This window comes from Streptomyces luteolifulvus, assembly GCF_008806595.1.
Classification (GTDB): Bacteria; Actinomycetota; Actinomycetes; order Streptomycetales; family Streptomycetaceae; genus Streptomyces; species Streptomyces luteolifulvus.
This window is the reverse complement of record NZ_VZRB01000022.1, coordinates 14,728-28,637: the sequence shown is the minus strand read 5'-3', so window position 1 is coordinate 28,637 and position 13,910 is coordinate 14,728. Positions and strand designations below refer to the sequence as shown.

The window sequence follows — 13,910 nt, the reverse complement described above, 5'->3', positions numbered from 1 at the left end:
TCCTGCGATCTTCGTGACCGATCAGCGCTTTTCCCCGGGAACGTTCATGACCGTGCAGACCACCCGCCAGACGTCCTTCGCCTCCCAGCCGGCGTCCAGCGCCTCGTGCACCGTCCGGCCGCCGAGCTCCGCCATCACATGGTCGCGCGCGAAGGTGTCGGCGTAGCCCGGACCGAAGTGTTCCGCCATCCGCTGCCAGAAGACCGTCAACCGCATGCCCTCAGTATCCCGCCCTGAGAGTGGGCCTGAGCCGGGACCCCTCGCCGGGACCTCTTTCCCCCCTACGGTCTGATCCATGGCCGAAACAGGAGCTTCCCCGCTCTCCCCGACGCCCCCGGCGCAGTCCCCGCTGTTCCGGGCCGAGCACTTCGTCTGGCTCACCGCGCGCGTGCTCGAGCAGCGGCTGTTCGCGTACCACTTCCTGAACGGCGGCGCCGATCCGGTGGAGACCGCGCTCGACGCCTATCTCAACGAGGACGGCGGGTACGGCCATGCGCTGGAGCCCGATCTGCGCGGCCTGGTCAGCCAGCCGCTGCACACCTCTCACGCCCTGCGGGTCCTGGACGCCGTCGGACGCTGCGGCGGACAGCGGGTGGAACGCGTGTGCCGCTATCTGACCTCCGTGTCCACCGCGGACGGTGCCCTGCCGGCGATCCACCCCAGCCAGCGCGGCTACCCGGCGGCACCGTTCATCCCGATCGTGGACGACCCGCCGAGCGAACTCCTGGCCACCGGGCCGGTCGTCGGTCTGCTGCACCGCAACGAGGTGTGGCACGCCTGGCTGTTCCGGGCCACGGACTTCTGCTGGCACAGGGTCGAGCACCTGGAGGAGTCGCACCCCTACGAGATCGAGGCCGCCGTGGCCTTCCTGGACTACGCACCCGACCGCCCGCGCGCGGAAGCGGCCGCCCACCGGCTCGGCGTGCTGGTGCGCCGGCACCGGCTCGCGGCGCTGGAACCGGACCGCCTCGACGCGTATCCGGTCGCGCCCGGCTACGCCCCCGGCGAGCACCACTTCCCGCACGACTACGCGCGGACGCCGGGCTCCCTCGCGCGCGCGTGGTTCACGGACGACGAGATGGCACGTTCCCTGGACTTCCTCGCGAGCGAGCAGCGGGAGGACGGCGGCTGGCCGATCCGCTGGCGCCAGTGGGCCCCGGGCACCGCCCTGGAGGCACGTCCCGTCGTGACCATCGGGGCCCTGCGCACGCTGCGGGCGTACGGCCGCTTCCTGGGGTGACCGCGGGGTCAGCCCGCGATGGCCCGTACCCCGGCCGTGACAAGGACCGCGGTCGCGACGACGAGCAGGAACGGCGCCCTCAGGACCAGCGCCACGGCGGCCGCGGCAAGCCCCGCGGCCCGTGCGTCGAGCACGAGCGCACGCCCGTCGGCGAAGGTCTGCTGGGCCGTGAGCGCGGCGAGGAGGGCCACGGGCAGCAGGGCGGCCAGCCGCCTGACCAGAGGCCGCTCCAGGGCGCCCGCGGGCACCATCAGGCCGGCGAGCTTGACGGCGTAGCAACCGAGGGCGGTCGCACCGATCGCGATCCAGGTGTTCAACGGTCTTCCTCTGGTGTGTCCTGCGCGTACGCGTCCGGGTGTGTGTCCTGTACGCCGTCATGTGTCCGTGTCCCGCCCCTGCGGCGGCCCTGGGCCCACAGGACGGCCGGAGCCGCGAGCGCGGCCACCAGGACGGGCACCCCGGCGGGCAGGACGGGCAGCAGACCGAGCCCCAGCACAACGGCGAGGGCCGCCACGGCCCGCTCGGTCGTGGTCTTCAGCATCGGCGCGAGCAGCGCGAGGAACACGGCGGGCCCGGCCGCGTCGAGGCCCCATGCCTCGGTGTCCCCGATGGCCTCGGCCCCCAGTGCACCGAGCAGTGTGGTGAGGTTCCACAGCAGGTAGAGGCTGAGCCCCGTCACGGCGAAGCCGATGCGTGCGCTGCGCCGGGTGGGCTGTGCCAGCGCGACGGCCGTGGTCTCGTCGATGACCCACTGGGCGGCGAACGGCCGCACCGCGCGCGGGAGGGCCAGCAACTGCGACAGACGCAGCCCGTAGAACGCGTTGCGCACTCCCAGGAAGAAGGCGCCGGCGGCCGCCGTGAGCGGGTTGCCACCGGCCGCGAGCGCCCCCACGAGGGCGAACTGGGACGCGCCGGTGAACACCAGGAGGCTCAGCGCACAGGTCTGCAGCAGCGTGAGGCCACTGCCGGCCGAGGTCACCCCGAAGGCGAACCCCGACAGTCCTACGGCGACCCCGACTCCAAGGGCGTCGCGTACGACCGCGGCGTCCGGCCTTCCTCCGTCGTCGGCGCGTATGTCTGCGAGAGCTGTCTGTTCTGCCACGCGTCGGACGGTACGAGCAGCCGCCCGCGCACGTCTTGTACGTTCTTGCGCTCGCGCTGGTACGACCCGGGAGGCACTCCGACGATCCGGGTGAAGTGCCGGTTGAGGTGCGGCTGGTCGGTGAACCCCACGGCGACGGCCGCCTCCGCGGGCGCCGTCCCCGCATCCAGCAGCCGCCGTGCCCGGCGCACCCGGGCATCCGTCAGCCACGTGTGCGGCGGCATGCCGTAGGCGTCCCGGAAGGCCCGCAGCAACGCGAACGGGCTCGTCCCGAGGTCGAGGGCGAGCCTCTCCAGCGTGGGCGGCTCGGCCATGCGTTCCTCCAGCACGGCACGCGCGCGTGCGGCGATCCGCGCTCCGGCGGTCCGTACCTCCCGCTGCGGAAGCGGCCCGCCGTTGAGCCGGAGCAGCCTGGTCACGGCGACCCGCAGCAACGTGTCGGCGGCCAGCGCGTTGCCCTCGTCCGCGGCCCGCAGCACCTGGTGCACCAGGTCCACCGCGTACGGATCGTCGAGCACCGGGCTGAGGAATCCCGGCGTCCCCCGGATCGCGGTGGTCTCGGCGGCGATCTCGGCCACGACCTCCGGCGAGGGATACACGGCCCCGTACCGCCAGCCCTCGGGGGTGCCGGCCCGCCCGGTGTGCGGGGTGTCCGGATTGACCAGCGCGAGCGCCCCCGCCCCGGCGTACTGGTCGACTCCGCGGTGACCGAAGACCTCGACGCCGTCGGCGATGGCGGCGATCACGAAGTTCTCGTGGGTGTGCCGCACGAACGTCTTGCGGACGTACCGGGCCCGCAGCAGATCGACACCCGGCAGTTCCTCGTACTGCCAGTGCCGCGCCCGCTCCGTGCCCGACCCCGTCATGCAGTCATTCTCCGTCACGGCGCCCGCGTCCGGAGGCGCACATCATCCCCGCAGGTCAGAGCCGTTGTCAGTGCGCGGGTGCAGGATGGACGCATGGTCAGCTCCGCACACCGAGCCCTCGACGGCTTCTCCCCCGCGACCCGCGGCTGGTTCACGGGGGCGTTCTCCGCGCCCACCGCGGCCCAGGCGGGCGCGTGGCAGGCCATCGGAGAGGGCTCGGACGTCCTGGTGGTCGCCCCCACCGGCTCCGGCAAGACCCTGGCCGCCTTCCTCGCCGCCCTCGACCAGCTTGCCTCGACACCCCCGCCCGCCGATCCCAGGAAACGCTGCCGCGTTCTGTACGTGTCCCCGCTCAAGGCCCTGGCCGTGGACGTCGAGCGCAACCTGCGCAGCCCGCTGACCGGCATCCGTCAGGAATCCATGCGACTGGGCCTGCCCGAGCCCGAGGTGAAGGTGGGCATCCGGTCCGGCGACAGCCCAGCCGCGGAGCGCCGTGCCCTGGCCACCCGGCCGCCGGACATCCTGATCACCACCCCCGAATCCCTGTTCCTGATGCTGACGTCGGCCACGCGCGATGCGCTGACCGGCGTGGAGACGGTGATCCTCGACGAGGTGCACGCGGTCGCGGGCACCAAGCGCGGCGCACACCTCGCACTCTCCCTGGAGCGGCTCGACGAGATCCTGCCGAAGCCGGCCCGGCGCATCGGCCTGTCGGCGACGGTCCGCCCGGTCGACGAGATCGCCCGCTATCTCTCCCCCCGCCGCAAGGTGGAGATCGTCCAGCCGGAATCCGGCAAGGAGTTCGACCTCTCGGTCGTCGTCCCGGTCGAGGACATGGGAGAGCTGGGCGGCTCCCCGGTCGCCGACGGCACCGAGGGGGCGGAGCGGCCCTCGATCTGGCCGCACGTCGAGGAGCGGATCGCGGACCTCGTCCAGGCCCACCGCTCCACGATCGTGTTCGCCAACTCGCGCCGCCTCGCGGAGCGCCTGTGCAACCGGCTCAACGAGATCGCCTACGAGCGGGCCACCGGCGAACCCCTCGACGAGCACCACGCCCCCGCCGAGCTCATGGGCGGCTCGGGAGCGGCCCAGGGCGCACCGGCCGTCATCGCGCGCGCCCACCACGGCTCGGTCTCCAAGGAGCAGCGCGCCCTGGTCGAGGAGGACCTCAAGGCCGGCCGCCTGCCCGCCGTGGTCGCCACCTCCAGCCTGGAGCTGGGCATCGACATGGGTGCCGTGGACCTCGTCGTCCAGGTGGAGTCCCCGCCGTCGGTTGCCTCCGGCCTGCAGCGCGTCGGCCGCGCGGGACACCAGGTCGGCGCGGTCTCCACGGGCGTGGTCTTCCCGAAGTACCGCGGTGACCTCGTGCAGGCCGCCGTGGTCACCGAGCGGATGCGCACCGGCTCCATCGAGTCCCTGAAGATACCCGCCAACCCCCTGGACGTCCTGGCGCAGCAGCTCGTCGCGATGACGGCCCTGGACACCTGGCAGGTCGACGACCTGCTCGCCACCGTCCGCCGCGCCGCCCCGTTCGCCTCGCTCCCCGAGTCGGCGTTCACCGCGGTCCTCGACATGCTCGCCGGCCGATATCCGTCCGACGCCTTCGCGGAGCTGCGTCCCCGCGTGGTGTGGGACCGCGTCACCGGCACGGTCACCGGCCGCCCCGGCGCACAGCGCCTCGCCGTCACCTCCGGGGGCACGATTCCGGACCGGGGCCTGTTCGGGGTCTTCCTCGCCGGAGCCGACCCCAAGAAGGGCGGCGGCCGGGTCGGCGAGCTGGACGAGGAGATGGTCTACGAGTCCCGTGTGGGGGACGTCTTCACGCTCGGCACCAGCTCCTGGCGCATCGAGGACATCACACGCGACCGCGTCCTGGTCTCGCCCGCCCCGGGAGTGCCCGGCAGGCTCCCCTTCTGGAAGGGCGACCAACTGGGCCGCCCGCTCGAACTGGGCCGTGCCGTGGGCGCGTTCCTGCGCGAGGTCGGCTCGCTGCCCAAGGAGGACGGCCGCCTGCGCCTGCTCGCCGCCGGACTGGACGCCTGGGCCGCGGACAACGTCCTGTCCTATCTGGACGAGCAGCGCGAGGCCTGCGGCCACGTCCCCGACGACCGCACCATCGTCGTGGAGCGCTTCCGCGACGAAATGGGCGACTGGCGGGTCGTCGTGCACTCCCCCTTCGGCGCCCAGGTACACGCCCCGTGGGCACTGGCACTCGGCGCCAAGCTCTCCGAGCGGTACGGCTTCGACGCTCAGGTCATGCATGCCGACGACGGCATCGTGTTGCGCCTTCCGGACGCCGACCTCCTCGGCCTCGACCTGCTCGACCAGGAGCCCCGGAAGGCCGGCACCGAATACGACGCCGAGCAGGCGCCGGTCGGCGCGGCGGACGTCGTCTTCGACAAGGGCGAGGTCGACCAGGTCGTCACCGACCAGGTGGGCAGCTCGGCCCTGTTCGCCTCCCGGTTCCGCGAGTGCGCCGCCCGCGCGCTGCTGCTGCCGCGCCGCAACCCGGGCAAGCGCACCCCACTGTGGCAGCAGCGCCAGCGCGCCTCCCAACTGCTCCAGGTGGCCAGCGAGTTCGGCTCGTTCCCGATCGTGCTTGAGGCGGTCCGCGAGTGCCTCCAGGACGTCTTCGACGTCCCCGGACTCGTCGAACTGATGGGCGACCTCGAATCCCGCAAGGTCCGTCTGGTCGAAGTCACCACCCCCGAGCCCTCCCCCTTCGCCCGCTCCCTCCTCTTCGGATACGTCGCCCAGTTCCTGTACGAGGGAGACTCACCGCTCGCCGAGCGCCGCGCCGCAGCACTGTCGCTGGACTCGCGGCTGCTGGCCGAGCTGCTCGGCCAGGCGGAGCTGCGCGAGCTGCTCGACGCGGAGGTGCTGACCGAGCTGGAGCGCGAGCTGCAGTGGCTCACGGAGGACCGCCGTGTCAAGGATGCGGAAGGCGTCGCCGACCTGCTGCGGCTGATCGGCCCGCTCACGGACGCCGAGCTGGCCGAGCGGGGCGCCGAGCCACAGTGGGCCCGGGAGCTCGCCTCGGCCCGGCGCACGATCCGGGTCCGTATCGCCGGCGCCGACCACTGGGCGGCGATCGAGGACGCGGGCCGACTGCGCGACGCGCTGGGAACGGCGCTGCCGGTCGGCGTCCCGGAAGCCTTCATGGAGCCCGTCAAGGACCCCCTGGGCGACCTCCTCGCGCGCCATGCCCGCACCCACGGCCCGTTCACATCGGCCACGGCCGCGGCCCGCTTCGGCCTGGGCGTGGCCGTCACGGAGGGCGCCCTGCAGCGGCTGGCGGCGAGCGGACGGGTCGTACAAGGGGAGTTCCACCCGGCCGGGATCGGCCAGGAGTGGTGCGACGCGGCGGTCCTGCGCCGTCTCCGTCGCCGCTCCCTCGCCGCCCTGCGGCACGAGCTGGAGCCGGTGCCGCTGGCCGCCCTCGCCCAGTTCCTCCCCCAGTGGCAGCACATCGGCAAGGGCCACGGGCTGCGCGGCATCGACGGACTGGTGCGTGCCGTCGAGCAGTTGCAGGGCGCATCGGTGCCCGCGTCGGCGCTGGAGAAGCTCGTCCTGCCGTCCCGGGTCGCCCACTTCACGCCCGCGATGCTCGACGAACTCACCGCCGCCGGGGAGGTCGTGTGGGCCGGAGCGGGCGCGCTCCCCGGCAAGGACGGCTGGATCTCCCTGTACCTGGCGGACGCGGCCCCACTGCTCCTGCCACCGCCGCACCCCCTGGAACTGACGGCGCTCCACCAGTCCGTCCTGGACGCCCTCTCCGGGGGCTACGGCCTGTTCTTCCGTCAGATCGCCGACCAGGTCCGTGCCACCACGCACCCCGAGGCAACCGATCCCCAACTGGCCGACGCAGTCTGGGACCTGGCCTGGTCGGGACGTCTCACCAATGACACGCTCGCGCCCCTGCGCTCCCTGCTCGGTTCGGGCCGTACCGCGGGCTCCACGGCTCACCGCGCCAAGCGCACCATCCCGCGCGGGCGATACGGCTCGCTCACGGCCGCCGCACGCCCCGCCTCCCGCAGCGGCCCGCCGACCGTCGCCGGCCGCTGGTCCCTCCTCCCGGAGCGCGAGGCCGACACCACCGTGCGGGCCCACGCACTGGCCCGCACACTCCTCGACCGGCACGGCGTGGTGACCCGGGGAGCGGTGTCCGCGGAGGGTGTCGAGGGCGGCTTCTCGGCGACGTACCGCATCCTGTCCGCCTTCGAGGAGAGCGGTCAGGCACGGCGCGGCTACGTCGTGGAGGGACTCGGCGCCGCACAGTTCGCGATGGACGGCGCGGTGGACCGCCTCCGCGCGGTGGCGAACGCCCGCGACCGCGGGGAGCCGCTGCCGGCCCCCGGCTTCGGAGATACGTCCGGCAGTTTCGAAAGCGCCTCCCACAGCTTCGGAAACCCGTCCCACGGCTTCGGTGCATCCGCCGCCCCACCCGACGGCAGCGGCTCCGCTCACCCCTTCGCCCCCGGACCCGACACCGACACCGACTTCGGCTCCGCAGCCGACGTCGACTGGACGGCGGATCTCGGCCCCGCAGACACCTCGGGCACCGACAGCGGCTCACGCCGGCCAGACGGCTCACGGCCGAGCAGCGGTCCCGGCTTCGTGCCACAGGGCGGCCCCGGCTTCACCCCCGCCTTCGCCGGCCGTACCCGTCCTCCCGCGTCCGCCCGGAGCGTCGTTCTCGCCGCGGCCGACCCCGCGAACGCGTACGGCGCCGCCCTCCCCTGGCCCGAGCCCCCGACCGGCGCCGGACACAAACCGGGCCGCAAGGCCGGCTCGCTGGTGGTCCTCGTCGACGGCGAGCTGACGCTCTACATGGAGCGCGGCGGCAGGACACTCCTGGCCTGGCCCGCGTCCCCGGACGATGCGGACGGCACAGCCACCGACGACCCACGCCTGCGTGCCGCGGCGGAGGCCCTGGCTGCCGCCGCCCAGGCGGGGTCGCTCGGCACGGTCACGGTGGAGCGGGTCAACGGCGTCTCGGCGCTGACGTCCCCGATAGGCACCCTGCTGGAGGGAGCAGGCTTCATCGCGACCCCGCGCGGGCTGAGGCTGCGGGCATGAGCCCCGCAGGGCCGCACCGGACACAGGGCCGGCTCCCGGCATGGCCAGCCGTGCAACCCTTGACCCATGCCCGAAGGAGACACGGTCTGGCAGGCCGCGAGCCGGCTGCACGGCGCCCTCGCGGGCAAGGTGCTGACCCAGAGCGATCTCCGGGTGCCCAAGTACGCCACGGCCGACCTCACCGGCCGTACCGTCCTGGACGTCACCCCCCGTGGCAAGCACCTCCTCACCCGGATCGAGGGCGGCCTGACCCTCCACTCGCACCTGCGGATGGACGGCTCCTGGAAGGTGTACGCGACCGGTCAGCGCTGGACCGGCGGCCCGGCCCACCAGATCCGCGCGATCCTGGGCACCGCCGATCGCACGGCCGTCGGCTACCGCCTGCCCGTACTGGAGCTCCTGCGCACCGCCGACGAACACCGCGCGGTCGGCCACCTCGGCCCCGACCTCCTGGGCCCGGACTGGGACCCGGACCAGGCCCTGGCCAACCTGCTCGCCGACCCCACCCGGCCGCTCGGCGAGGCTCTGCTCGACCAGCGGAATCTCGCCGGTATCGGCAACGTCTACAAGAGCGAGCTCTGCTTCCTGCTCGGCGCCACGCCCTGGCTCCCCGTGGGCGCACTGCCCGCCGAGCGGGCAGCCCGGCTGCCCGCACTCGCCAAACGACTCCTGGAGGCGAACCGGGACCGTCTGGTCCGCAGTACGACAGGCAGCCGCGGACAGGACCTGTTCGTGTACGGTCGTGCGCCCCGCCCCTGTCTGCGCTGCCACACTCCGGTCCGCGTGGCCGACCAGGGCGACGGCTCCCGCTAGCGCCCCACGTACTGGTGCCCCGGCTGCCAGTCGGGACCGGCCCCGGTCCCCACCGCATCCCGCAGAACCCCACGCCGTACGACGCATTGACGAGCCCACACCAAGACGCCGCCAACCAATTGACGATCCGTCAGAAATCCTCGTACCGTCCCCTCATGGCCGTCAGCGTGTACGACCTCACCGGACGCACCGCATTCGTCACCGGCGCCGCCGGCGGCATCGGCCGCGCCTCGGCGGTGCTGCTCGCCCGGGCCGGGGCCACCGTGCACTGCGCCGACCGCGACCCGCAGGGCCTGCACGAGACCGCAACCCTGATCAAGGGCGAGGGCGGCACCGCCCACACGCACCACCTCGACGTCACCGACCGCGTCCGGCTCCAGCAGGCCGTCGCGTCCTGCGAGCGCCTGGACGTGATGGCGGCGGTCGCCGGGATCATGCACAGCAGCCCGGTGCTGGAGACCCGGGACGAGGACCTGGACCGGGTGCTGGCCGTCAATTTCAAGGGCGTGCTGTACGCCTGCCAGGAGGCGGCCCGCCTGATGCTCGCCGGGAACAGCGGGGGCAGCATCATCACCATGGCGTCCGGCGCCGTGGACACCGGCGGCCCCGGTCTGCTCTGCTACGGCGCTGCCAAGGCGGCCGTGGTCCAGCTGACCAAGACGCTGGCGAACGAGGTCGGCCGGCGCGGCATCCGCGTCAACACGGTCGCGCCGGGCTGGATCCGCACCCCCATGACCGACCGACACGAGGGCGAGGCACAGGCGCGTACCGAGGCGATGATGACCCGGATGTCGCCGCTCGGCCGGGTCGGCGAACCGGAGGACGTCGCCCAGGCCGTGCTCTATCTGGCGTCCGACGCCTCGTCCTTCATGACCGGTCAGATCCTGCGTCCGAACGGCGGCGTGGCCATGCCCTGGTAGTCCGGGCCCCGGCGGGCCGGGCCCGGGTCGGCCCGGCCGCCGCCCGCCATGCCTCGGCCCACCGCCCGGCACCGACGGCACCCACGGCCCGATCCTTGGGCACACAGTGCACCGGCAGAAGGCTCAGGCCCCATCCCCCGGCCGCCACTGCGGCTTCCAGCACCCCCGCGTCCGGCGCCAGCGCGAGCCGGAGCACAGCCCACCACCACAGCGCTCCGAACCCGAGAACGGCTCCCCAGCGCACTGCCCGCCCCGACATGGCCGCCACCTCCAGCTCGACGCCAGACCGCCATGCCTACCCACAGGGAGGGCGCACCAACGGCACACGGGCCGACCGTGGACAGCCCGGCCGTCGGAGACACCCGCCCCTCCACGATGGGGGCAGCTCCCCGTACGGGCAAACGGACCAAGGAGGCACCCGCACCGACGGCAGATGCGAAAAACCCCGACCGCACCTCTCCGGGTCTCCCCGGAGAAGCCCTGGCCGGGGCCTCACACAGTTGCTCGGCGCCCAGGGCGCCCTCTCTGCGTCACACCCGCGCGAACGTCACGCGGCGACCACGTCCACCGCCTCGGTGGGCGCCTTGATGGTCACCCGTTCCGGTGGCACACCGGTCACCGATACGGAACCCAGCATCGGACGGACCGACGCCGGAACAGGCTCGCTGGGGGTGGCCGCAGCAGACTGGGCCAGCTCGGCGAGGGCGAGCTCGTCGCTCACCTCACGCATGAGCTCGGACATCCGTACGTCCAGCGCGTCGCAGATGGCGGAGAGCAGCTCGGAGGAAGCCTCCTTCTGCCCCCGCTCCACCTCGGAGAGATAGCCGAGTGAGACTCGGGCGGACGAGGAGACTTCGCGCAGAGTACGGCCCTGGCGTTGGCGCTGCCGACGCAGCACGTCACCAAGCAGGCGACGGAGCAGAATCATCGGTGGCTCCCTCCTCGGACCGCGTAGCCGCATCCTTCACGCCCCACCGTACCGCCTTGCGCCGCGGCCGTGCGGGGAGCGATGTCGTGTTCACTCAGGGCTGCAAACATCAAAACCCCCCGTTCTGTTCCGTATCCTGTGCGCGCTCATTCCCACTGTGTTCGCCCGCAAGCTCCCTCAGGAGCAGTGCGAGTACGCTCCGTACACTCTCCATACGAATTTCCGCGCGGTCGCCGTTCAACCTCAGGGCCTCCACTTTTCCGCCACCGGCGGAACCGGAATCCGCACGAAGCGGGCCGTCCACGGCCACGAAGACCGTCCCGACGGGCTTGTCGTCCTGCGGTTCCGGCCCTGCGACGCCGGTCGTCGCGATGCCCCAGTCGGCGTCGAGCGCCTTGCGCACGCCGGCCGCCATCTGGGCCGCGACCTGCGGATCCACCGCGCCGCGCTGCGCCAGCAGGGCGGCGTCCACGCCCAGCAGTCCCTGCTTGAGCTCGGTGGCGTAGGCGGTCACCGAACCGCGGAACACCTTGGACGCCCCGGAGACCGCTGTGATGTCCGCCGCAACCAGACCACCGGTCAGCGACTCGGCGACGGCGAGCGTCTCGCCCCTCACCGTGAGTAGTCGCACGACGTCGGCGGCCGTGGAGTTCACGCTTCCGTCTCCTCCGACGCGGCCTTGCGCTCGGCGATTCCCTGCCGGCGCAGCACAATGGCCTGTCTCACATAGTCGAGCCCGGTCACCACGGTCAGGACGACCGCCACGGCCATCACCCAGAACCTCGCGGTGGCCAGCCACCCCGTCAGCGCCAGGATGTACATCCCGACGGCCACGCCCTGGGTGAGGGTCTTGAGCTTGCCGCCGCGGCTCGCGGGGATGACGCCGTACCGGATGACGAGGAAACGCAGGAGTGTGATGCCGAGTTCCCGTCCGAGGATGACGCCCGTCACCCACCACGGCAGATCTCCGAGTGCGGACAGACAGATCAGCGCCGCTCCCATGATCGCCTTGTCGGCGATGGGGTCGGCGATCTTCCCGAAGTCGGTGACCAGGTTGTAGGTGCGCGCCAGATGCCCGTCGAACAGATCGGTGATCATGGCAATGGCGAAGGCCGCCCAGGCGAGCGAGCGCCACGCCGGGTCGTACCCGCCGTCGGCCAGCATCAGCGCGACGAAGCCGGGTACGAGGAGCAGCCGCAGCATCGTCAGCAGGTTCGCGACGTTCCACACACTGGCCTGGTTGACCGCGGCGGCCGCGATCTTCCCGCCGCGCGCGCTCTTCCCGCCGTTCTGCGGACCGGAGACGGCACCGGAAACTGCACCGGAGGCAGGACCCGAAGCCGCGCTCGCGGGCGCACCGTTCGTGCCGGAGGCGCCGCCCGCCGCCGATGCCGGTACTCCGGTCATCTGCCCGCCTCCTCACCGCACGCGAGCGAGCCCTGCAGCGGCTCGGCCACCAGGTCGACACCTTCCGTGCCGACCACCTTCGCCTCGACCATACGGCCGACGGCGAGGCCCGCGCCGCTCGTGAGCAGCACCTGGCCGTCCGTCTCCGGGGCCTGGTGCGTGGCGCGGCCGTAGACACCCTCCTCGTCCACCGACTCCACCAGCACCTGCACGGTCTCGCCCAGGCGCTCCTCGGCACGCTGCGAGACGAGTTCCTCGGCGAGCCGGGAGACATGCGCCAGCCGCTCGGCGACGACGTCCTCGTCGAGCTTGTCGTCGTACGTCGCCGCCTCGGTGCCCTCCTCGTCGGAGTACCCGAAGACACCGATGGCGTCCAGCCGCGCGCCGTTCAGGAAGCGCCCCAGCTCGGCCAGGTCGGCCTCGCTCTCGCCGGGGAAGCCGACGATGAAGTTGGAGCGCACGCCGGCCTGGGGGGCCTTGCTCCTGATGGTGTCGAGCAGTTCGAGGAAGCGGTCGGTGTCACCGAAGCGGCGCATCGCGCGCAGCACGCCGGGCGCGGAGTGCTGGAAGGACAGATCGAAGTACGGCGCGACCTTCGGGGTCGAGGTCAGGACGTCGATGAGCCCGGGGCGCATCTCGGCCGGCTGGAGATAGCTGACACGCACCCGCTCGAGGCCGTCGACCTCGGCGAGCTCGGGCAGCAGCGACTCTAGCAGCCGGATGTCGCCCAGGTCCTTGCCGTAGGAGGTGTTGTTCTCGGAGACCAGCATGATCTCCTTGACGCCCTGCTCGGCCAGCCACCGCGTCTCGTTCAGCACGTCGCTCGGGCGGCGGGAGATGAAGGAGCCGCGGAAGGACGGGATGGCGCAGAAGGAGCAGCGCCGGTCGCAGCCGGAGGCGAGCTTCACCGAGGCGACCGGCGCGCCGTCCAGACGGCGGCGCAGGGGCGCGCGCGGGCCGGAGGCCGGAGCCAGACCTTCCGGAAGGTCGGCCGCGGCGCCGTGCCCGGGAAGGGCGACGTCCGACACCGACTGCCGCTCGGCCGGGCTGATCGGTAGCAGTTTGCGCCGGTCGCGCGGGGTGTGCGCGGCGTGGATGCCGCCGCTGAGGATGGTCTGCAGGCGGTCCGAGATGTTCGAGTAGTCGTCGAAGCCGAGCACGCCGTCGGCCTCGGGGAGGGCCTCGGCGAGTTCCTTGCCGTACCGCTCGGCCATGCAGCCCACGGCCACGACGGCCTGGGTTCTGGCCTGCCCCTTGAGGTCGTTGGCCTCCAGCAGGGCGTCGACGGAGTCCTTCTTGGCGGCGTCGACGAAGCCACAGGTGTTGACGACGGCGACATCCGCGTCCGCGGCGTCCTCCACGAGGTCCCAGCCGTCCGCCTCCAAGCGGCCTGCGAGCTCCTCCGAGTCCACCTCGTTACGGGCGCAGCCAAGAGTGACGAGTGCGACGGTACGGCGTTCAGGCATGCGCTCAAGACTACTTTGTCTCACTGACAGCCCACGTCGACGGGGTTGGCCGATCTTGGCCAACCCCGTACCCGCTGCGATCCTTCAGG

General features: G+C 72.6%; 11 protein-coding genes and 1 pseudogene. 4 read left to right on the top strand and 8 right to left on the bottom strand.

What is annotated here, in order from left to right; genetic code table 11:
- Positions 1 to 21 precede the first annotated feature (21 nt).
- Entirely contained in the window at positions 22 to 216 is a 195-nt protein-coding gene (locus tag F7R91_RS27410) for a DUF3046 domain-containing protein (RefSeq protein ID WP_150952457.1), read from the bottom strand.
- 79 nt (positions 217 to 295) lie between these two features.
- Here F7R91_RS27410 and F7R91_RS27405 point away from each other — a divergent pair, with 79 nt between their 5' ends.
- A complete protein-coding gene (locus F7R91_RS27405) occupies positions 296 to 1,240 on the top strand; it encodes a hypothetical protein (RefSeq protein ID WP_150952454.1) in 945 nt (314 codons plus the stop codon).
- A gap of 8 nt (positions 1,241 to 1,248) precedes the next feature.
- Here the strand turns inward: F7R91_RS27405 and F7R91_RS27400 are convergent, their stop codons facing one another.
- The 3 genes from F7R91_RS27400 to F7R91_RS27390 are packed head-to-tail and all read right to left on the bottom strand — an operon-like array spanning position 1,249 to position 3,208.
- Positions 1,249 to 1,557 carry an AzlD domain-containing protein gene (locus tag F7R91_RS27400; protein WP_150952451.1) on the bottom strand — a complete coding sequence of 103 codons (309 nt, stop codon included), beginning with the start codon at positions 1,555 to 1,557 and terminating at the stop codon, positions 1,249 to 1,251.
- Positions 1,554 to 2,342, bottom strand: a complete 789-nt coding sequence (locus F7R91_RS27395) for an AzlC family ABC transporter permease (protein ID WP_225320812.1) — start codon at positions 2,340 to 2,342, stop codon at positions 1,554 to 1,556. Before F7R91_RS27395 ends, F7R91_RS27400 begins: the two co-directional genes overlap by 4 nt.
- Positions 2,243 to 3,208, bottom strand: a complete 966-nt coding sequence (locus F7R91_RS27390) for an AraC family transcriptional regulator (RefSeq protein WP_150952448.1) — start codon at positions 3,206 to 3,208, stop codon at positions 2,243 to 2,245. Before F7R91_RS27390 ends, F7R91_RS27395 begins: the two co-directional genes overlap by 100 nt.
- A gap of 93 nt (positions 3,209 to 3,301) precedes the next feature.
- Here F7R91_RS27390 and F7R91_RS27385 point away from each other — a divergent pair, with 93 nt between their 5' ends.
- The 3 genes and pseudogenes from F7R91_RS27385 (at position 3,302) to F7R91_RS27375 (ending at position 10,020) form a co-directional block, all read left to right on the top strand.
- Complete coding sequence (locus F7R91_RS27385; protein WP_150952445.1) at positions 3,302 to 8,287, top strand: ATP-dependent helicase; 4,986 nt, start codon at positions 3,302 to 3,304, stop codon at positions 8,285 to 8,287.
- 66 nt (positions 8,288 to 8,353) lie between these two features.
- Positions 8,354 to 9,097, top strand: a pseudogene (locus F7R91_RS27380) (DNA-formamidopyrimidine glycosylase family protein); the annotation flags it as partial.
- A gap of 158 nt (positions 9,098 to 9,255) precedes the next feature.
- Positions 9,256 to 10,020 carry an SDR family NAD(P)-dependent oxidoreductase gene (locus tag F7R91_RS27375; RefSeq protein WP_150952439.1) on the top strand — a complete coding sequence of 255 codons (765 nt, stop codon included), beginning with the start codon at positions 9,256 to 9,258 and terminating at the stop codon, positions 10,018 to 10,020.
- Between the two features lie 547 nt (positions 10,021 to 10,567).
- On the opposite strand, the gene F7R91_RS27365 is transcribed toward F7R91_RS27375, so the two are convergent.
- The 4 genes from F7R91_RS27365 to rimO all read right to left on the bottom strand — a co-directional run bounded on the left by F7R91_RS27365 (position 10,568) and on the right by rimO (position 13,821).
- The gene (locus F7R91_RS27365; RefSeq protein WP_150952434.1) at positions 10,568 to 10,948 is read right to left on the bottom strand and encodes a helix-turn-helix domain-containing protein; all 381 of its coding nucleotides are present in this window, start codon (positions 10,946 to 10,948) and stop codon (positions 10,568 to 10,570) included.
- Between the two features lie 109 nt (positions 10,949 to 11,057).
- The gene (locus tag F7R91_RS27360; protein ID WP_150952431.1) at positions 11,058 to 11,603 is read right to left on the bottom strand and encodes a CinA family protein; all 546 of its coding nucleotides are present in this window, start codon (positions 11,601 to 11,603) and stop codon (positions 11,058 to 11,060) included.
- Positions 11,600 to 12,355, bottom strand: a complete 756-nt coding sequence (pgsA, locus tag F7R91_RS27355; RefSeq protein ID WP_150952429.1) for a CDP-diacylglycerol--glycerol-3-phosphate 3-phosphatidyltransferase — start codon at positions 12,353 to 12,355, stop codon at positions 11,600 to 11,602. The genes F7R91_RS27360 and pgsA overlap by 4 nt, the downstream gene beginning before the upstream one ends.
- Complete coding sequence (gene rimO / locus F7R91_RS27350) at positions 12,352 to 13,821, bottom strand: 30S ribosomal protein S12 methylthiotransferase RimO (RefSeq protein WP_150952426.1); 1,470 nt, start codon at positions 13,819 to 13,821, stop codon at positions 12,352 to 12,354. Before rimO ends, pgsA begins: the two co-directional genes overlap by 4 nt.
- Positions 13,822 to 13,910: the final 89 nt, after the last annotated feature.

Bases quoted from the DNA above. Each gene is read 5' to 3' on its own strand.
- F7R91_RS27410 (WP_150952457.1), bottom strand. From the start codon at position 216: ATGCGGTTGACGGTCTTCTGGCAGCGGATGGCGGAACACTTCGGTCCG.
- F7R91_RS27405 (WP_150952454.1), top strand. From the start codon at position 296: ATGGCCGAAACAGGAGCTTCCCCGCTCTCCCCGACGCCCCCGGCGCAG.
- F7R91_RS27390 (WP_150952448.1), bottom strand. From the start codon at position 3,208: ATGACGGGGTCGGGCACGGAGCGGGCGCGGCACTGGCAGTACGAGGAA.
- F7R91_RS27385 (WP_150952445.1), top strand. From the start codon at position 3,302: ATGGTCAGCTCCGCACACCGAGCCCTCGACGGCTTCTCCCCCGCGACC.
- F7R91_RS27375 (WP_150952439.1), top strand. From the start codon at position 9,256: ATGGCCGTCAGCGTGTACGACCTCACCGGACGCACCGCATTCGTCACC.
- F7R91_RS27365 (WP_150952434.1), bottom strand. From the start codon at position 10,948: ATGATTCTGCTCCGTCGCCTGCTTGGTGACGTGCTGCGTCGGCAGCGC.
- pgsA (WP_150952429.1), bottom strand. From the start codon at position 12,355: ATGACCGGAGTACCGGCATCGGCGGCGGGCGGCGCCTCCGGCACGAAC.
- rimO (WP_150952426.1), bottom strand. From the start codon at position 13,821: ATGCCTGAACGCCGTACCGTCGCACTCGTCACTCTTGGCTGCGCCCGT.